Origin of the sequence: Actinomadura keratinilytica (assembly GCF_039539665.1) — a bacterium.
GTDB lineage: Bacteria > Actinomycetota > Actinomycetes > Streptosporangiales > Streptosporangiaceae > Spirillospora > Spirillospora keratinilytica.
In genome coordinates this window covers 14,068-32,258 of the sequence record NZ_BAABDO010000080.1, presented here as the reverse complement: position 1 = coordinate 32,258, position 18,191 = coordinate 14,068, and the positions used below count along the sequence as shown (strand labels likewise).

At 73.0% G+C, this 18,191-nt stretch carries 15 protein-coding genes; 8 read left to right on the top strand and 7 right to left on the bottom strand.

What is annotated here, in order from left to right; all coding sequences use genetic code 11:
* The coding region (locus tag ABD879_RS22535) for a NuoI/complex I 23 kDa subunit family protein (RefSeq protein ID WP_345023536.1) at nucleotides 1–533 on the bottom strand (533 nt) is incomplete at its 3' end.
* A 275-nt stretch (nucleotides 534–808) separates the two neighbouring features.
* On the opposite strand from ABD879_RS22535, the gene ABD879_RS22530 reads away from it, so the two are divergent.
* On the top strand, nucleotides 809–1,480 hold the full coding sequence (locus ABD879_RS22530; protein ID WP_345023535.1) for a ComEA family DNA-binding protein: 672 nt from the start codon (nucleotides 809–811) through the stop codon (nucleotides 1,478–1,480).
* Nucleotides 1,481–1,489: 9 nt separating this feature from the next.
* Here the strand turns inward: ABD879_RS22530 and nuoH are convergent, their stop codons facing one another.
* The 4 genes from nuoH to ABD879_RS22510 form a co-directional block, all read right to left on the bottom strand.
* Nucleotides 1,490–2,455 carry an NADH-quinone oxidoreductase subunit NuoH gene (nuoH, locus tag ABD879_RS22525; RefSeq protein WP_345023533.1) on the bottom strand — a complete coding sequence of 322 codons (966 nt, stop codon included), beginning with the start codon at nucleotides 2,453–2,455 and terminating at the stop codon, nucleotides 1,490–1,492.
* The gene (locus ABD879_RS22520; protein ID WP_345023532.1) at nucleotides 2,448–3,062 is read right to left on the bottom strand and encodes an NADH-quinone oxidoreductase subunit C; all 615 of its coding nucleotides are present in this window, start codon (nucleotides 3,060–3,062) and stop codon (nucleotides 2,448–2,450) included. The genes nuoH and ABD879_RS22520 overlap by 8 nt, the downstream gene beginning before the upstream one ends.
* Nucleotides 3,059–5,047 (bottom strand): NADH-quinone oxidoreductase subunit NuoB, encoded by a 1,989-nt coding sequence (gene nuoB, locus ABD879_RS33005; RefSeq protein ID WP_425549650.1) that lies wholly within the window; start codon nucleotides 5,045–5,047, stop codon nucleotides 3,059–3,061. Before nuoB ends, ABD879_RS22520 begins: the two co-directional genes overlap by 4 nt.
* Before the next feature lie 64 nt (nucleotides 5,048–5,111).
* On the bottom strand, nucleotides 5,112–5,483 hold the full coding sequence (locus tag ABD879_RS22510; protein WP_345023531.1) for an NADH-quinone oxidoreductase subunit A: 372 nt from the start codon (nucleotides 5,481–5,483) through the stop codon (nucleotides 5,112–5,114).
* Between the two features lie 364 nt (nucleotides 5,484–5,847).
* Between ABD879_RS22510 and ABD879_RS22505 the strand changes: the two genes are divergently transcribed.
* From ABD879_RS22505 to ABD879_RS22485, 6 genes are all read left to right on the top strand, one after another.
* Entirely contained in the window at nucleotides 5,848–6,945 is a 1,098-nt protein-coding gene (locus ABD879_RS22505) for a hypothetical protein (protein ID WP_345023529.1), read from the top strand.
* A 341-nt stretch (nucleotides 6,946–7,286) separates the two neighbouring features.
* Complete coding sequence (locus tag ABD879_RS22500) at nucleotides 7,287–8,606, top strand: LolA-like protein (RefSeq protein WP_345023528.1); 1,320 nt, start codon at nucleotides 7,287–7,289, stop codon at nucleotides 8,604–8,606.
* Between the two features lie 115 nt (nucleotides 8,607–8,721).
* On the top strand, nucleotides 8,722–8,841 hold the full coding sequence (locus ABD879_RS33000) for a putative leader peptide (protein WP_425549649.1): 120 nt from the start codon (nucleotides 8,722–8,724) through the stop codon (nucleotides 8,839–8,841).
* A gap of 184 nt (nucleotides 8,842–9,025) precedes the next feature.
* Nucleotides 9,026–10,867, top strand: a complete 1,842-nt coding sequence (locus tag ABD879_RS22495) for a 2-oxoacid:acceptor oxidoreductase subunit alpha (RefSeq protein ID WP_345023527.1) — start codon at nucleotides 9,026–9,028, stop codon at nucleotides 10,865–10,867.
* Nucleotides 10,860–11,936, top strand: a complete 1,077-nt coding sequence (locus tag ABD879_RS22490) for a 2-oxoacid:ferredoxin oxidoreductase subunit beta (RefSeq protein WP_345023526.1) — start codon at nucleotides 10,860–10,862, stop codon at nucleotides 11,934–11,936. Before ABD879_RS22495 ends, ABD879_RS22490 begins: the two co-directional genes overlap by 8 nt.
* A 1,261-nt stretch (nucleotides 11,937–13,197) precedes the next feature.
* Nucleotides 13,198–13,899 carry a SecDF P1 head subdomain-containing protein gene (locus ABD879_RS22485; RefSeq protein WP_345023525.1) on the top strand — a complete coding sequence of 234 codons (702 nt, stop codon included), beginning with the start codon at nucleotides 13,198–13,200 and terminating at the stop codon, nucleotides 13,897–13,899.
* 19 nt (nucleotides 13,900–13,918) lie between these two features.
* Here ABD879_RS22485 and ABD879_RS22480 read toward each other — a convergent pair whose 3' ends face one another.
* Together ABD879_RS22480 and ABD879_RS22475 are read right to left on the bottom strand one after the other, a co-directional pair.
* Nucleotides 13,919–14,746 (bottom strand): YceI family protein, encoded by an 828-nt coding sequence (locus ABD879_RS22480; protein ID WP_345023524.1) that lies wholly within the window; start codon nucleotides 14,744–14,746, stop codon nucleotides 13,919–13,921.
* Between the two features lie 14 nt (nucleotides 14,747–14,760).
* Complete coding sequence (locus ABD879_RS22475; protein WP_425549648.1) at nucleotides 14,761–17,391, bottom strand: MFS transporter; 2,631 nt, start codon at nucleotides 17,389–17,391, stop codon at nucleotides 14,761–14,763.
* Between the two features lie 78 nt (nucleotides 17,392–17,469).
* On the opposite strand from ABD879_RS22475, the gene ABD879_RS22470 reads away from it, so the two are divergent.
* Nucleotides 17,470–18,126 carry a TetR/AcrR family transcriptional regulator gene (locus ABD879_RS22470; protein ID WP_345023522.1) on the top strand — a complete coding sequence of 219 codons (657 nt, stop codon included), beginning with the start codon at nucleotides 17,470–17,472 and terminating at the stop codon, nucleotides 18,124–18,126.
* Nucleotides 18,127–18,191 lie beyond the last annotated feature (65 nt).

The window sequence follows — 18,191 nt, the reverse complement described above, 5'->3', positions numbered from 1 at the left end:
GGACCGCGTGCCGCGCCCCGCGCCGGGCGGACGGCGGCGCGCACGGCCGCGGCGATCCGCTCCGGCGGCTCGGCCCCCGCGTCGTGCGCCTGCGGCGGCGGCACCGTCCACATCCACTCCCGCAGCCGCTCCTTCTCGTGGGTCAGCTCGCCGATGTCGTACTCGGCGTACTCGAACTCCGGCGACCAGAACAGCGCGTCGAACGGGCAGACCTCGATGCAGATCCCGCAGTACATGCACAGCGCGAAGTCGATCGCGAAGCGGTCCAGGACGTTGCGGGTGCGGGGCCGTCCGCCGCCCTCGGCGGGCAGCGTCTCCTTGTGCGAGTCGATGTAGATGCACCAGTCGGGGCACTCGCGGGCGCACAGCATGCAGACCGTGCAGTTCTCCTCGAACAGCGCGATCACGCCGCGGCTGCGCGGCGGCAGCTCCGGCTGCACCTCCGGGTACTGGCGCGTTATGGACCGCCGCGTCATCGTCCGCAGCGTCACCGCCAGCCCCTTGGCCAGCCCGCCTCCTGGTAGCCGTCCCACGGCCCCAATGATTGCGTACGAAACGCCGTGGGGGAACGCAACGGGGACGGCGTTCGTCCAACACACGTGAGCCGAGCGCAGCCGGAGGCTCGGCGGCTAAGCTCACTAGACGACGAGCCGTCAGGCGAGGAGGCCACGTGACCCACGGCGTGGACGATCCGAACGGCACGGGCGGGCCCCGTCCTTCGGCGCACCGGCCGCGCCCACGGCCGCACCACCCGGGCCGCCCGCCCGTGCCTCCGCCCGGCTGGCGTGCGCCTTTCCCCGCGCCTCCCGTGCCGCAGCCCCCGCCTCCGGCCGTCCCGGTGCCCGCCGCGCCCGGCGAACCCCGCGGCATCCTGTGGGCGTTCGTGCCGTTCCTGACCTTCGGGCTCGGCACCCCGTTCTCGTTCCTGTACGCGTCGGTCAGGCGCCGCTCGTGGAACATGGGGGCGGCCTCCGTCGGCTACGGCGCCGCCACCGCCGGGGTGCTCGCGCTGATGCAGCTCGGCGACCCCTTCCTCGCGTTCATCGCCGGGACCATGATGCTGATGCTGTGGATCGCCGGCACGGTGCACGCGTTCGCCGTCCGCCCCTCGCTGTTCCCCCGGTCCGGCCCGCGCAGCCACGCCAACCAGCACGCGCTGCGCGTCGCCCAGTACCGCCGGGAGCTGCGCGAGGAGGCCCGCGCGCTGGCCGCCGAGGACCCCGCGCTGGCCCACGAGCTGCGCATCGGCCGCCCCGACCTGCCGCGCACCTACGACGACGGCGGCCTGGTCGACGTCAACCACGCCTCCCCGCAGGCGCTGGCCACGCTGCCGGGCATGACGCCCGAACTCGTCGACAAGATCGTGCGGCGCCGCGAGGAGCAGGGCGGCTTCATCTCCGCCGAGGAGATGTCGGTGGACGTCGACCTGCCGCCCGGCCTGCTCCCGCAGCTCGCCGAGTACGCCATCTTCCTGCCCTGACCCCGCCGGTCAGGCGAGGGCGACCTTGACGACGCCGGTGAGCGCCAGCTGCCCCAGCGACAGCGGCACCAGGTACGCCCAGGCCAGCTTCTGCAGCTGGTCCTCGCGCAGCCGCGGGTAGCTGACGCGCAGCCAGATGACCACGAACGCCAGCACGGCGGCCTTGAGCAGCGTCCACAGCCAGCCCAGCTCGGCGTCCAGGAACGGGCCCTTCCACCCGCCCAGGAACAGCACCGTGGTCAGCGCGCACAGCACCACGATCCCGGCGTACTCGGCCAGGATGAACAGCGCGAACCGGAGCCCGCCGTACTCGGTGTACGGGCCGAAGATGATCTCCGAGTCGGCCACCGGCATGTCGAACGGCGGACGGCGCAGCTCGGCCAGCCCGGCGACGAAGAACACCACCGCGCCCACCGCCTGCCACGGCAGCCACCACCAGCGCCACTCCTCGACGATGCCGCTCAGCGACAGCGTCCCGGCGGCCATCGCCACCGAGGAGGCGGCGAACACCATCGGCAGCTCGTAGGACATCAGCTGCGCGGCCACCCGCATGCCGCCCAGCAGCGAGTACTTGTTGGCGCTGGCCCAGCCCGCCATGATCGCGCCGATCACGCCGACGCCCATCACCGCCAGCGCGAAGAACACCCCGATGCCGAGATCGAGCGCGACCTGCCCGTCCGGCCCCACCGGGATCACCAGCAGCACCAGCAGATACGGGATGATCGCCACCGCCGGGGCCAGTTTGAACACCGTGCGGTCGGCGGCGCGCGGGACGACGCTCTCCTTCTGCGCGAACTTCACCCCGTCCGCCACCAGCTGCGCCCACCCGTGGAACGCACCGGCGTACATGGGCCCGAGCCGCCCCTGCATGTGCGCCATCACCTTGTGCTCGGCCTGCCCCACCAGCAGCGGCAGCACGGCGAACGCGGCCGCGACCAGCACCAGCTTGAGCACGACTTCCAGCAGGTCAGGCACCGGATCCCCGCCCTTCGCCCGGTCGGCGCCCCCGGCGCGGCCGCTCGGCCGACTGCTTTGCGGCCGGCCCCCAGTCGTCGGGCACCCCCGGCGGGCGCATCCGGCGGCGGCTCGGCGCGCCGTGCCCGGACTCGCCCGGCTCCTTGGCGCCCGGCCACGGCTTGGCGACCCGCGCGGCCAGCACGAAGTCCTTGCGCAGCGGATGCCCCTCGAACCCGTCGGGCAGCAGCAGCGGCTTGAGATCCGGGTGCCCGTCGAAGACCACGCCGAACATCTCGAACGTCTCCCGCTCGTGCCAGTCGGCCCCCCGGTAGACGCCGACGGCGGTGGGCAGCCGCGGCTCGTCCCGGGGCACCCGCGTGCGCACCAGCAGGTGGTGCCCGCGCTCTAGCGAGTACACGTGCGCGACGACGGCGAACCCCTCGGTCAGCTCGTCCACGCCCGTCAGCCAGTCGAAGAACCCGCAGGCCAGCTCGTCGCGTGCGAACAGCAGGGCGTCCACCCAAAGCTCCGGCGGCACCCCCACCGCCAGCCCGCCGTGCGTCTCCTCGGTGCTGACCTCGTCACCGAACCGCGCCGTCCAGGCCGCCGCCAGCTCGGCACTCACCGGCCGCTCCGTCCGCCCTCGTCGTCACCGTCGTCCGCCAGCCCCGGGATGATCGACGGATCGTGCTCGCCGTCACGCCCCCGCCGCCTGCGCCTCCCGGCCCGCTTCCTCGCATCGGCGGAAGGCTCATCCGGCGCCGTGCCCTCGACCGGCTCCACGGGCTGCGTCACCGCGGTCGGATTCACTTCCCCGGACGGCAGCTCAACACTCGGTTCCGCGGCCTCAGCACGCTCACCGGCCGAATTCAACGGCAGCGTGACATCACCGGAGCCGGCCTCCCCCGACGGCAGCGGGCGCGTCTCGTCGTCCGCCCGAGCACCGCGCTCATCAACCGGCTCCACCGGCTGCGTCACCGCAGTCGGGCTGACGCCCTCGGACCGGGATGAGCGCTTCTCAGCACCGGGTTCAGCAGCACCAGCCCGAGACTCGGCCGACTCCGCCGACCGCGCAGCCTCGCTCGGCCCTTCCTCACCGGACGGCAACGGACGCGTCTCATCACCTGCCCCGGCCAGGCCGCCGACGTCGACCGGCTCCACCGGCTGCGTCACCGCGGTCGGGCTGACGTCCTCGGACTGCACCGAGCGCTTCTCAACACTCGGTTCGGCCGCCTCCGCCGGTTGCGTGGTCTCGGTCGGAGCTGCGCCGCCGGAACCCGACTGCTGCACCTCAGCGCTTGCACTGGCACCGTCTGCACGCTCGTCACGCGGCTCGACCGGCTGCGTCACCTCGCTCGGACCGGCATCAGCGGACCGCGACGAACGTCCCTCAACACCCGCCCCAGCAGCGCCGACAGACTCGTCGGCTGAGCTCAACGGCAGCGTGACATCACCAGAACCAGCCTCGCCACGCGGCAACGGACGCGTCCCGCCACTCGATTCAGCAGCAGCACGCCCGCCAACCGGCCCAACCGGCCGCGTCACCTCATCTGCGCCGACATCAACAGACCGCGACAAACGCTCCTCAACACCCGCCCCAGCGACACCGACAGACTCGTCCGCTGAGCTCAACGGCAGCGCGGCACCACCAGAACCAGCCTCGCCACGCGGCAACGGACGCGTCCCGCCACTCGATTCAGCAGCAGCACGCCCGCCAACCGGCCCAACCGGCCGCGTCACCTCATCTGCGCCGACATCAACAGACCGCGACGGACGCTCCTCAGCGCTCGGTCCGGCGGCACCGGCACGCTCGTCGGCTGAACTCAGCGGCAGCGTGGCACCACCCTCCACGGGCTGCGTCACCGCGGTCGGGCTGACGTCTTCGGATTGCACCCAGCGCTTTTCGGTCGGCTTCGCCGGTTGTGCCGGCTCGGGTGCTTCCGGTTGCGGGGCCTTGCTGTCGGCGGGCGGCTCTACCGGCTGGGTGCTGGTGTCGGACGCCGCGGCGTCGTCGTCGGGGGTGGTGGGGGGTGGCTGCAGAGGGCGGCGCAGCACCGTCGCCGAGAGCGGCCGGGGCGGGGGCGGGGGCGCGACGGGTTCGCCGCCACCGCCGTAGCGGTCGTCGAGGGACTCGCCTGCGATCTTCTCCTGCAGGTGGACGATGCCGTGCAGCAGGGCCTCGGGCCGGGGCGGGCAGCCGGGGACGTACACGTCCACCGGGATGATCTGGTCGACGCCCTTGGTGACGCAGTAGGAGTCCCAGTAGGGGCCGCCGCAGTTGGAGCAGGCGCCGAACGAGATGACGTACTTGGGTTCGGGCATCTGCTCGTAGAGCCGCCGCACGGCGGGCGCCATCTTGTCGGTGACGGTGCCGGAGACCACCATGAGGTCGGCCTGGCGGGGGCCGGGCGCGAACGGGATGACGCCGAGGCGGATGAAGTCGTGGCGGCTCATCGAGGTGGCGATGAACTCGATGGCGCAGCAGGCCAGCCCGAAGTTGAACACCCACAGGGAGTAGCGGCGGCCCCAGTTCAGGACGAATTTGATCGGCTTGGGCGCCACTCTGGCGAGCGGTCCCACGCCGGGGGTCGGCAGGTCCACGGTGCTCATCGGCACGCTCCCCGTCCGGGGCTGTCGGGGGTCACAGCAGCATTCTTACCGGCTGCGCGCGGTGTCAGACCCACGACAGGACGCCCTTCTTGCCCGCGTACGCCAGCCCGGCGGCGAGAAAGCCCAGGAAGACGAACATTTCCCCTAGAGTGGTCAGGCCGTAGCCGGGAGCGGAGAAGACCGTGGCCCACGGGAACAGGAACACCGCGTCCACCGCGAAAACGACGTACAGGTAGGCGAACACGTAGTAGCGCACGTAAGACTGGGCCCAGTCCCCGCCGACGGGATCGACCCCGCACTCGTAGGTGGCGAGCTTCTCCGGGGTGGGGCGGTGCGGGCGCAGCATCCGGTTGGCGGCCAGCGCCCCGGCCACGACGCCGCCGCCGACGAGCAGCAGCACCCCGACGACCACGTAGGAGTGGAAGTAGTCCCGCACGGCGACCTCCTGGAGAACCTCCCGTCAAGTATCTCTGAAAAGTCTGTGGTGGGCCGAACCTACGGGCGGCGGGGCCACTCTCTACCATCGAGCGCCCTTTACTGCACACTGAGACATAGACGGGGCAAAAGAACTGTAAGGACGTGACCGGATGAGCTCTCCTCCGCCTCCCCCCGGCTGGGATCCCCCCGCCGGTCCTTCCTGGCCGCCCGCGCCGGGCGGCCCCGGTGACCCTTCCGGTCCGGCTGGAACCGGCGGGCCGGGCGGGCCGCCCGGTGGCACTCCGCCGCCGTCCGGGCCGGGAGGTTACGGGGGCCCCGGCACGCCGCCGCCCTTCTACCCGCCGCCGGGTCCCGGCGGCCCGATGGGCCAGCCGCCGATGGGCCCGCCGCCCAAGCGCTCCGGCAGCGGCCCGTTCATCGCGCTGATCGTGGGGGGCGCGCTCGTCGTCGTGCTGCTCATCGCCGTCGCGTTGGTGTTCGTGGTGCGCGGCGGCAGCGAGCCGACCCCGGCCGAGCGGCTGAGGGCCGCGGCCGGCGGGCTGTCGTCCGCGCGGGCCATGACGTTCAAGGGTTCGTTCGGGACGACCACCTCCGGGATCAGCGGCGAACTGAAGATCACCAAGGGCGGCCGGATCCTCGGCGACGTCACCGCCGACGGGTCCCGGATGACGCTGCTGTCGGTGGACGACGACCTGTTCGTCAAGGCGGACCGGTCCTACTGGCAGCGGCAGACGAGCCTGCTGACCACGCCGTACTACCTCAAGGACGGCCAGCAGTGGGGCCGGGTCAGCTCCACCGAGATCAACCTGTCCTTCAAGCGGAAGCTGACGCCGGCGGCGCTGGCGTCGGAGATGCGGTCGAGCACGTCGTACCGGCTGACCGAGAGGGAGACCACGGTCGGCGGCCGCAAGGCGGTGCTGGTGGCCTCGTCCCTGGCGTCGTTCTACCTGACCGATGACGACGACCACCCAGAGCTGCTGCGGTACGAGTCGACCTACCCGCGGGTCGCGGCGGACGTGACCGTCCAGTCCGGCAACGGCGGGGCCGCGACGGTCTCCGAGATCCGCAGCCGCATCGGGGAGCTGAGGGACTCCTTCGACGCGCGCAGCCGGCCCAGCGTCGTCTCCTGGGACGACACGCCGTGCAAGGCCAACAGCAACAGCTGCCGGGTGCGCGGGCAGGTGCGGCCGCCGCTGGGCACCACCTCGTCGACCACGATCGAGGTGCGGTACACGCTGCGGGCGGGCAGCACGACGGGACGCGAGCTCGGCACCTGCACCAAGTCGATCACGGTGTCGTCGTCGACGCCGGAATGGGTCGCGTGCGACGTGACGGGTTCGGCGTGGCGCAGCTTCTCGCGCGGCAGCGAGACCCGCTACTACATGAGCGCCCAGTTCAAGGTGTCGGGGGCCAGCGACTCCGACATCCAGCGGATGCAGTCGGCCCTCGACCAGGAGTGACGGGACGGGGGCGCCGGTCCGCCGGCGCCGCCTCCCGCGGGTTCCTCAGCCGCCGCCCCGATCCGTTCGCGGGTGTTGAGACGTAGGTCATAGAGAGGCATCGGCGCTGGGTGACCGGTACCCCGGCCGGGATGATCGGCGCTTGTGCCTGCGCCGGCCCGATTCGTCCGGCACTCTATGTCTGGCATCGGCAAGTCGGGAACAGAGTGGTCTGCTGAGTGAGCGTTGAACAGGAGGGGCCGCCGCGGCGCGGCCCCCGTCACCCCCGCGCGGAGCCGGAGACGCATCCCGGGTCCGCCCAGTCTTCGGTGCCCGGGTTCGGTACGGCGGGTCCGTCCGCCGTGGCGGGACGGGTTCAGGTGGTGCCGCCCGAGCCGGGGGATGTGCTGGTGGCGGGGGTGGGGATGTCCGCCGGCGGGCCGGTCGAGCCCCCGGGGCACGAGCCGGCTCCCGAACCGCTGCCGCAACCGGAGAAGGCCCCCGAGAAGAAGAGAAAGTCGCGTGCGGCCCGGGTCGTCGTCGGCTGCGTGGGCGCCGTCGCGGTGCTGGCGGGCGGTGCGACGGCGTACGTGCTGGTGTCGGGGGGCGAGGAGTCCCGGAAGAACAACGAGCCCAGGGCCGACGCACCGGTGGCGGGATGGGCCGTGCGGGCGGGACGCGACATGCGGGCCATGGCCGTGGTGCAGTACGACGGCGCTCTGCGCGGCGAGGCCGGGCAGAGCGCGCGGCTGCGGTTGAAGGTGACGCGGTCGGGGGCCGCCACGGGGCGCCTGTCGCTCGGCGGACGGCAGTTCGACGTGGTGACGGTGGGCGGCGACACGTACATCAAGGCCGACACGGCGTTCTGGCGCCGGTACGGCACCGACAGCGCCCACCCGGAGAACTACGCGGGCCGGTGGAGCAAGGCGCCCGAGTCGATGCCCGGGCTGGACGTGGCGAACGTGCTGGCCCCCGAGTCGATCGCCAGGGCGCTGGTCAAGGCGTCGGGCAAGGCGTCCCTGGAGAACGTCGGCGGCACGCCCGTGTACCGGGTGAAGACGCCGAAGGCCGACTACCTCGTCACCAGGTCCGCGCCGTACCGGCTGCTGCGCGTGCAGGTCGCGGGCAACGGCGACCCGGCGCTGTCGGTCACCCGGCTGACGCAGCCGGCGCCGGTGTTCACCGAGCTGCGGCCGCGGGTGGCCGCGCTGGTCGGGGCGGCGGACCCGTCGGTGCGGTTCCGGGCGGGCAAGCTGACGTTCCTCAACTGCAACGAGAACGTCAGCGGCTGCACGGTGAGCGTGCCCGCGACGATGACCGTCCCGGAGAGCGGGCCGGTGCCGCAGGGGGCGCGCGCGGCGCTCCGCGCGACCATCACCGCGGACGGCCGGACGCTCGGCAGCTGCACCGGGTCGGGCGCGGTGCCCGCCAACCGTTCGCTCGTGCTGCGCTGCACGGTGCGCAGCGCGGGATGGCGGGCGTGGATGCGGCAGGCCCGCGACACTCCCGGGGAGCACGCCTACGAGGCGCAGGCCCGGGTGGTCGGCCAGGCGCTGACGGCGGGCGAGGTCGGCCGGCTGCTGGCCCGGCTGGACCGCGAACGCGCGGCGCTCGCGCCGGCCCGCCGCACGACCCCGAGCGCGGGGGCGTCGGCGGCCGTGTCACCGACCGGACGGTCCTGACCCGTGCCCGCCCCGCCGCGGGGTGACCGAGGTCACCGGGAAGGCTTGATTCACCTGCGCCGCAGGTGACAGGCGGCGGGGCCGGGTAAGGAGTGGCTTTTCCGAGCTCTCTATAGTGCAGAGCGTGGATTCCGTGCCATCGGGGAGCGGCGGCTCCCCCTGCGAGCCGTTGCGGCTGGTCCGACGCCTGCACGTGGACCTGTGCCGCCTGGCGAGCTGCCTGTGTCGCCGATGAACCCGCGGGTCGCCCAGGTCGTATGTTCCGGCCCGGCACGGTCTCCCCGCGGCCTCCTCCAGCCACCGAACCTCCGAGAAAAGAAATCAGATCCCGGACATACCATGAAGGTAAGCCTAAGTAGCATCACGTTCCCGGGTGCCTCCCCCGGGCCGGATGCTGCGCGTCGAGGAGGTCTTCCTCTGTGACCAAGCAGGTCCAGCAGCTCGACCGCGTCATCATCCGTTTCGCCGGTGACTCCGGTGACGGCATGCAGCTGACCGGCGACCGCTTCACCCAGGAGACCGCGGCGTTCGGCAACGACTTGTCGACGCTGCCGAACTTCCCCGCCGAGATCCGTGCCCCGGCCGGAACGCTGCCCGGCGTGTCGAGCTTCCAGCTCCACTTCGCCGACCACGACATCCTCACGCCGGGCGACGCGCCGAACGTACTGGTGGCCATGAACCCGGCCGCGCTGAAGGCCAACCTGCCCGACCTGCCGCGCGGCGCGGACCTGATCATCAACACCGACGAGTTCACCAAGCGCAACCTGGCCAAGGTGGGCTACACCGGCAATCCGGTCGAGGACGACTCGCTCAGCGAGTACCGCGTGCACGCGCTGCCGCTGACCTCGATGACGGTGAACGCGCTGGCCGACTTCGACATCTCCAAGAAGGACGCCGAACGCGCCAAGAACATGTTCGCCCTCGGGCTGCTGTCGTGGCTGTACCACCGGCCCACCGAGGGGACGATCGCGTTCCTGGAGCGCAAGTTCGCCCGCAAGCCCGAGATCATGAAGGCGAACATCGCCGCGTTCCGGGCGGGCTGGAACTACGGCGAGACCACCGAGGCGTTCTCGGTGTCGTACGAGGTCAAGCCCGCCGAGCACGAGCCGGGCCTGTACCGCAACATCACCGGGAACACGGCGCTGGCCTACGGGCTGGTCGCGGCGGGCGAGCGCAGCGGGCTGCCGGTGTTCCTGGGCTCGTACCCGATCACGCCGGCGTCCGACATCCTGCACGAGCTGTCCCGGCACAAGCGCTTCGGCGTGCGAACGTTCCAGGCCGAGGACGAGATCGCCGCGGTGGGCGCGGCGCTGGGCGCCTCGTTCGGCGGTTCGCTGGGCGTGACGACCACGTCCGGGCCGGGCATCGCGCTCAAGAGCGAGACGATCGGCCTGGCGGTGGCGACCGAGCTGCCCCTGGTGATCATCGACGTGCAGCGCGCCGGCCCGTCCACCGGCATGCCGACCAAGGCCGAGCAGGCGGACCTGCTGCAGGCGATGTTCGGCCGCAACGGCGAGGCGCCGGTGCCGGTGGTGGCGCCGCGTTCGCCGTCGGACTGCTTCGACGCGGCGCTGGAGGCGGCCCGCATCGCCGTCAAGTACCGCACGCCGGTGGTGGTGCTGTCGGACGGCTACCTGGCCAACGGCTCCGAGCCGTGGAAGCTGCCGGACGTCGACTCGCTGCCGACGATCGAGCCGGGCTTCGCCACCGCCGACGGCGGGGACTTCCAGCCGTTCGGGCGCGACCCCGAGACGCTGGCGCGGCCGTGGGCGGTGCCCGGCACACCGGGCCTGGAGCACCGCATCGGCGGCCTGGAGAAGGCCGACGGCTCGGGCAACATCTCCTACGACCCGACCAACCACGACACGATGGTGCGGCTGCGCCAGGCCAAGGTGGACGGCATCGCCCGCGACATCGAGCCGCTGGCGGTGGACGACCCGTCGGGCGAGGCGCGCGTGCTGGTGCTCGGCTGGGGCAGCACGTACGGTGCGATCTCCGCGGCGGTGCGGCGGGTCCGCAAGGCGGGCCGTCCGGTCGCCCAGGCGCACCTGCGGCATCTCAACCCGTTCCCGGCCAACATCGCCGAGGTGCTGCGCTCCTACGACAGGGTGCTGGTGCCCGAGATCAACCTCGGTCAGCTGGCGCTGCTGCTGCGCGGCAAGTACCTCGTCGACGTGATCAGCTACAACCGCGTGCGCGGCCTGCCGTTCAAGGCCGAGGAGCTGGCGGGCGTCATCCAGGATGTGATCGACAGTGAGTGAGAACGGGGTCAACGGGGTCAACGGCAACGGGCTCGGCGCCCTGGCGCTGGTGCCCAAGACCGACCAGAAGCAGACCCTCAAGGACTTCAAGACCGACCAGGAGGTGCGCTGGTGCCCCGGCTGCGGGGACTACGCGATCCTGGCGGCGGTCCAGTCGTTCCTGCCCGAGCTGGGGCTGCGCCGCGAGAACATCGTGTTCGTCTCCGGGATCGGCTGCTCGTCGCGGTTCCCGTACTACATGAACACCTACGGGTTCCACTCGATCCACGGCCGCGCCCCGGCGATCGCGACGGGGCTGGCGGTGTCGCGTCCGGACCTGTCGGTGTGGGTGGTGACCGGTGACGGCGACGCGCTGTCGATCGGCGGCAACCACCTGATCCACGCGCTGCGCCGCAACGTCAACCTGAAGATCCTGCTGTTCAACAACCGGATCTACGGGCTGACCAAGGGCCAGTACTCGCCCACCTCGGAGCTCGGCAAGATCACCAAGTCGACGCCGATGGGGTCGCTGGACGCCCCGTTCAACCCGATCTCGCTGGCGATCGGGGCGGAGGCGACGTTCGTGGCGCGCACCATCGACTCCGACCGCAAGCACCTGCAGTCGGTGCTGCGCGAGGCCGCCCAGCACAAGGGCACCGCGCTGGTGGAGATCTACCAGAACTGCAACATCTTCAACGACGGCGCGTTCGAGCCGTTGAAGGACCCGCAGGTGCGCGACGACATCACCATCCGCCTGGAGCACGGCCGGCCGGTGGTGTTCGGCAAGGACCGGCAGAAGGGGCTGCGCCGCGGCCCGTCCGGCGGTTTCGAGGTGGTGGACGTCGCGGACGTGGACCCGTCGGACCTGGTGGTGCACGACGCCCACAACCCCGACCCGTCGCAGGCGTTCGCCCTGTCGCGGCTGGACTCGCCGTCGTTCGAGCACACCCCGATCGGCATCTTCCGCAACGTGCAGCGTGCGTCCTACGACGAGCTGCTGCGCGCCCAGATCGAGGAGGCCGTGGAGCGCGAGGGCAAGGGCGACCTGGCCGCCCTCCTCGCCAGCGGCGACACCTGGCGCGTCGACTGACCTCGGTTCTCTGCTGCACGGGCCGGCCCCTGAGGGGCCGGCCCGTGCGTTTTCGCCCGGATGTGGCCGGGTTCGGCCGGTTGGACGCTGCACTGCCGCCCGGGGTACTGGAAGACTGGCCCAAACGGTAGATCATCCGGAGATCGCCGCGAGGACCGTCGGGTACGAGTGGTCGGGTGAAGCGCGGTCGGGTACGACGCGTGGGGGCCGGCCGGTGAGGGCCGCGCCATCGGGGAGGTGACGAATGCGGGTCATTCCGCGCCGCAGCAAGGGCCGCCAGCCTACGCACGTCGCCGTGCCGGCACGCGAGGACGATCCGCCCGCTGCCCCGGCGGAGCCCGAGCCGCCCCGCGCGACCGTCGACGCACCGCCGCCCGCCCCCGACAAGGGCAGGAAAGACCGCAGGAGGAAGCGCGGGCGCCGCAAGAAGAAGGACGCGGCAGCCGTCCCACCCCCCGAGCAAGCGGCATCGAAAGGCACCAGGCCCGCAGAACACGGCGAATCCACCGAAGGCACGACGCCGCCGAGCGGCGCAAAGAGCACCGCCCAAGGCGGCGAGCCCGCGGGACACGCGAAACCAGCAGACGACACCGGAGCCGCACAGAGCACGAACCCCGCACAAGGCGGCACAGCCGCCAACCTCGCAGAACCCGCGGTGAGCACGGGGGCCGCACAAGGCACCAAGCCCGCAGGGCACGACATATCCCCTAAAGGCACGACACCGCCAGGGGCCGCAGGGGGCGCGCAGGGCGTGAACCCCACGCAGGGCAGCACGGCCGCCGGGCGCATAGACCCCACGCCCGGCATAGGGCCCGCGCAGGGCGCACGACCAACGCACGGCGCAAAGCACGCGGACGGCGAATCCGCCAAAGGCGCGACACCGGCAGGTGGTGCGAAGAGCGCGCAGAGCGCCCGACCCGCGCAGGGCGGCAGGGTCCCCGGGCTCGCAGAACCTGCGGACGGCGCGGGAGCCCCGCAGGGCGCAAAGCACGCGGGACACGGCCGATCCGCCGAACGCGCGACGCCGCCAGGCGGCGTGGAGAGCGCGCAGAGCGCCCAACCCGCGCAGGACGGCAAGCCTGCGGGACACGCAAAACCAGCAGACGACACGGGAGCCTCGCAGAGCACGGACCCCACGCAAGGCGGCACAGCCGCCGACCGCATGAAATCCGCACAGGGCGCAAAGCACGCGGGACACGGCCGATCCGCCGAACGCGCGACGCCGCCAGGTGGTGCGGAGGGCGCGAAGGGCACCGAGCCCATGCCCGTCCCGGTCGGTGGCGAGCGCGGTGTGGGGCTGGGGTTGCCGCCGGGGTCGGGGCTCGGCACGGCGTCCGCGGACGAGGCCCGGCGCCGTCGGGCGCGTTCGGCGGCGCGGCAGCGGGAGATCGCCGCGGTCAAGCGCAGCCGGGCCGCGCACCGGCGCCGCCACGTCGACGCCGAGCAGGCGGCGCGCGCGCACCGGTCCGCGCTGCTGGTCATGGTGGTCACGCTGGGGCTGCTGATCGCCGCGGTGGCGGTGAGCGGAGCGATGATCGCCGCGTCCATGCGCACCCGTCCGGTGGTGCTGGCCTCGCCGCTGAACGTCTTCCCGGTGACGCAGACCACGCCGGGGCAGTGCCCGGCCGGCACGCCCGGGGTGACGGGGCAGTCGGCGAGCGGGCCGGTCTGCTACCGGCTGGCGCAGGGCATCGCCATCCGCGAGGTCGCCGACCTGCGCACGCAGCGCAACGGCACCAGCGGTGCCTACGACGTGGCGGTGACGCTGCGCCGGCACGACCACGCGGCGTTCGCCAACCTGACCCGCGCGTCGGTGGGCCGCGATCTGGCGTTCGTGGTGCGCGACCGGCTGGTCACGGCGCCGCGGGTGGACATGCCGATCCTGGACGGGCGGATCGTCATCACCGGGCCCGCCGACCGTGCGCAGGCCGAGCGGCTCCTCCGCGAGCTGAAGGGCCGCTGACCGGAGCGGGCGGCGGCCGTCAGGCGGTCGGCGGCGTGTCGCCCTGGACGGCCTGGATCTCCAGTTCGACGCGCAGGCTCTCGCCGACCGCGGCGATCCCGGCCTCCAGGATCTCGTTGTAGCGGATGCCGAAGTCGGCGCGGCGCAGCTCGGTGCCCGCGCGGAACGCGATGCGGGTGCCGCCCCACGGGTCGGGGCCGCTGCCGAGGTAGGCCAGATCGAGGTCCACCGGGCGGGTGACGCCGTTGAGGGTGAGCCGTCCGTGCACGGTCCACCGGTCGGTGCCGAGCGCGGTGAGCCCCATCCCCTCGTACTCGATGACCGGGTGGACGTCGGCGTTGAGGAAGTCGGCCGAGCGCAGGTGGTCGTCGCGCAGCTTGTGGCCGGTGTCGATGGACGCGGCGTCGATGCGCGCCCGCACCGTCGACTCCTCCACCGGCTCGGCGATGTCGATGCGCCCCTCGAAGGACGCGAACCGGCCGCGCACGCTGGACAGCCCGAGGTGCCGGGCGACGGCGCCGACGCTGGAGTGCACCGGGTCGATCGTCCACGGGCCGGGCGGCGGCAGCTCGGGGCCGCCGGCCCGGCCGAGCACGACCGTGCCGAGGTCGGCCGCGCCCGACGCCGGCACGATGAGCGTGGCGGCGTGCGGGGCGTAGCCGACCGCGGTGAGGATGACCGTGTAGGTCCCCGGCGGCAGCGGCGGGGCGGCCAGGCGTCCGGCCTCGTCCGCCTCCACCCGCGCGACCTGCCGTCCGGTCAGGTCGGTGACGGTGGCGACGGCGTGCCGCACCGCCCAGCCGTCCTTGGTCCGGACGGTTCCGCGCAGGCCCCGGGTGTCGCTCATGGCGCGCCCTCCGTTCATGCGTCGGGGTGGCCGAGCTCGATGTCGTGCCCGCCCGGGCCGTCGCCGGTCAGCGTCAGGGCCGTGGCCACCGGCGGGTAGCCGGAGGCGATCACGGTGTACTGGCCGCCGGTGAGGTCGGTGAAGGCGTACTCGCCGTCCGGTCCGGTGATCATGTGGGCGACCACGGTGCCGGCGCCGTCCAGGAGGGTGACGCTGGCCTCGGCGACGGGTTCGCCGGCCCGGTTGCGGACGACGCCGCGCACCTGCACGCCGGGCCGCAGCTCGACGTCCAGGCGGGTGGCGCCGCTGCCCGCGACCTCGGCCTGCAGGGCGACGGGCCGGTGCCCCTCGGCGCTGACGGCCACGGTGTAGGCGCCCGCGGCGATGTCGCGCAGGGCGTAGCCGCCGTCGGCCGCGGTGCGGGCGCTGCCCACGACCTCGCCGCGCACGTCGGTGACCACGACCATGGCCCCGTCGACCGGGGCGCCGGCGGAGTCGCGCACCGTGCCCGACAGCCCGCCGCCGCCCGCCAGGACCAGGTCGAAGTCGAGCGGCTTGGCACCGGCGACGAGGGTGGCGGCCTGCGGTTCGTGCTCGGCGGACGCGGCGATCAGCACGTAGGTGCCGGGGCCGGGGGTGCGCAGGGCGTACCGGCCGTCCGGGCCGGTCTGGGCGCGGCCGAGCTGGCGCCCGGCCACGTCGATGAGGGTGAGGGCGGCGGAGGCGACCGGTCCGCCGCCCGGTCCGTACACCACGCCCCGGATCTGCCCGCCGTCCTCCTCGTCGGGGACGGTGTGGCCGGCCACCGCGGACGCGGACGCGGGCGCCGCGGCCGCGGCGGCGGCCACTCCGTTCGGGCTCTGCGCGGCGTGGACGCCGTGGGCGCCGTTCACACCGACGGGCACCGGCTGCTCGGCCGGGACGGCGGGCGGCTGGTCGGCGCGCGCGTGCCTGCATCCGGTGCCGGTCCCGGTGGACGCCGACCCCGCCGCGTCCACCGGAGCCGCCCCGCTCCGGTCGGAGCCGCCCGCTGCGGCGCCGGCCCCAGCCCCGGCCGGCGCGGCAGCGGCGGCGCGTCCGCCGCGCAGCGGCAGCTCCTTGATCGCCAGGACGGCGAGCAGTCCGACGACCGTGATCGGGATGCCGAACAGGAACACGTGCTGCAGCGCGGCGGTGAACGAGTCCAGCACCCAGCCCCGGAACGGCTCGGGCAGGGCGTGGATCTGGTCGGGCGAGCCCAGGTGCTGACCGCCCGCGGGCGCGCTGACGTGCGCGGCGGCCATGCGGTCGGTCAGCTCGCTGGTGAGGCGGTTGGTGAGGACCGCGCCGAAGCCGGCCACGCCCATGGCGCCGCCGAGGTTGCGGAAGAACGACACGCCCGAGGTGGTGGCGGCCAGGTCGGCGGGGGCGGCGGCGTTCTGCGCGGCCAGCAGCAGGATCTGCATGGTCAGGCCGAGGCCGAGGCCGAGCACGGCCAGGTCCACCCCGATGACCAGCTCGCCGGAGTCGGTGTGCAGCTGCGACAGCAGGTACATGGCCACGCCGGCCAGCAGCATGCCCGCCACCGGGAAGACCTTGTAGCGGCCGGTGCGGGTGACGATCTGGCCGGAGACGGTGGAGGTGACGAGCATGGCCGCGACCAGCGGCAGCGTCATCAGCCCGGAGGCGGTGGGGCTCATGCCCTTGACGATCTGCAGGTACTGCGGCAGGTAGATCATCCCGCCGAACATGGCGCAGCCCAGCGCCGCCGACCCCAGGCTGGTGAGCACGAACGTGGGGTTGCGGAACAGCCGGGGCGGCAGGATCGGCTCGCGTGCGATCCGCTCGGCGACCACGGCCAGCACCAGCAGCACGAACGCGGCGGCCACCAGGCCGTAGGTCCAGCCGGAGTTCCAGTCGAACTCCTTGCCGCCGAGCGACAGCAGCAGCATCACCACGGCGGCGCCGCCGGTGATGGTGAACGCGCCGAAGATGTCCAGCCGGGTGTCGCGCTTGACCTTGGGCAGCTTCAGCACCTTCTGGATCACCAGGAAGGCGATGACGGCGAGCGGGACGCAGACGTAGAAGCACCAGCGCCAGCCGAGCCCGTCGGCGTCCACGATGAACCCGCCGAGCAGCGGGCCCGCCACGGTGGCCACGCCGAACACGGCGCCCATGTAGCCGGCGTAGCGGCCGCGTTCGCGCGGTGCGACGACGTCGCCCAGGATGACCTGCGCCAGCGCCGACAGGCCGCCCGCGCCCAGGCCCTGCAGGGCGCGCGCCGCGATCAGCTCGCCGATGTTCTGCGACAGCCCGGCGCCGACGGAGGCCACCACGAACAGCACCAGGGCGGTCTGGAACATCAGCTTGCGGCCGAAGATGTCCGACAGCTTGCCCCACAGCGGGGTGGAGGCCGTCATGGTCAGCAGCGTGGCGCTGGCCACCCAGGACAGCTGGTCCTGACCGCCGAGGTCTCCGACGATGGTGGGCAGCGCGGTGCCCACGATCGACGTGGAGATCATCGCGGTGAGCATGCCCAGCATCAGCCCCGTGAGGATCTCCAGGATCTGCCGGTGCGTGTAGTGCACCGGAGCCTGGTCGCGCGGCGCGGCGTGCCGCCCGCCGGTATCCGGCGTCACGCTGGCTTGAGTCACCCTGGCCCCCATAACACGTCAATTATCTGTGCTCTGCACATATCCTATGTAGTCATCCGTTTACCTGCAAACCAGGCAATACTTGGGCGCGTGGCGACAGGAGAGAAGACGCTCGTCAAGCGGGATGAGCCGGACATCGGCGGGCCGCCGGACCCCGGCGCGCGCCCCGCCGGGCGGCGCGACCGGCCGCGCGACCGGGAGGCGACCCGGCGCCGGCTGCTGGAGGCCGCCCGGGACCTGTTCGGCGAGCACGGCTACGACGGCGTGACCGTCCGCATGATCGCGGCCGCGGCGGACGCCAACGTGGCCCTGGTGCACCGCTACTTCGGCTCCAAGGCCGGGCTGTTCGCCGAGGTGCTGGAGGGCGAGTCGGCACTGGCCGGACTGATCTGCGCCGGGGACGCGGCGACCCTGCCCCGGCGGCTGGCCGAGCATGTGGTGCGCGCCGTGCACCGCACCGACCCCGGTCCCCTGCCGCGCATGATCGACCGCTCCGTCGGCAGCCCCGAGGTGCAGGCCGTCCTCAGCGAGCACACCGAACGCGTCCTGGTCGAACCGCTGGTCGCCCGCCTCGACGGCCCGGACGCCCGCGCCCGCGCCACCCTCGCCGCGCAGCTCATCATGGGTCTCGGCCCGCTGCGCCGCACGGTCGGCATGGGCGACCTGCACGCCGCCGACCCGGCCGAGCTGACCGACCGCCTCACCGCGATGTTCACCGCGGCCCTCTCCCCGCGCGTCCCGCGGTGAAACGGAACTTTTTCCGAAGGTGTGATACCGCAGGGGGCGTAACCGGGCCGGACCCGGATACGGCG

Excerpts from the sequence above, each read along its gene's own strand:
- ABD879_RS22485 (WP_345023525.1), top strand. The coding sequence starts at position 13,198 with ATGCCCGTCCCGGTCGGTGGCGAGCGCGGTGTGGGGCTGGGGTTGCCG.
- nuoB (WP_425549650.1), bottom strand. The coding sequence starts at position 5,047 with ATGAGCACCGTGGACCTGCCGACCCCCGGCGTGGGACCGCTCGCCAGA.
- ABD879_RS22475 (WP_425549648.1), bottom strand. The coding sequence starts at position 17,391 with ATGGGGGCCAGGGTGACTCAAGCCAGCGTGACGCCGGATACCGGCGGG.
- ABD879_RS22480 (WP_345023524.1), bottom strand. The coding sequence starts at position 14,746 with ATGAGCGACACCCGGGGCCTGCGCGGAACCGTCCGGACCAAGGACGGC.
- ABD879_RS22505 (WP_345023529.1), top strand. The coding sequence starts at position 5,848 with ATGGGCCAGCCGCCGATGGGCCCGCCGCCCAAGCGCTCCGGCAGCGGC.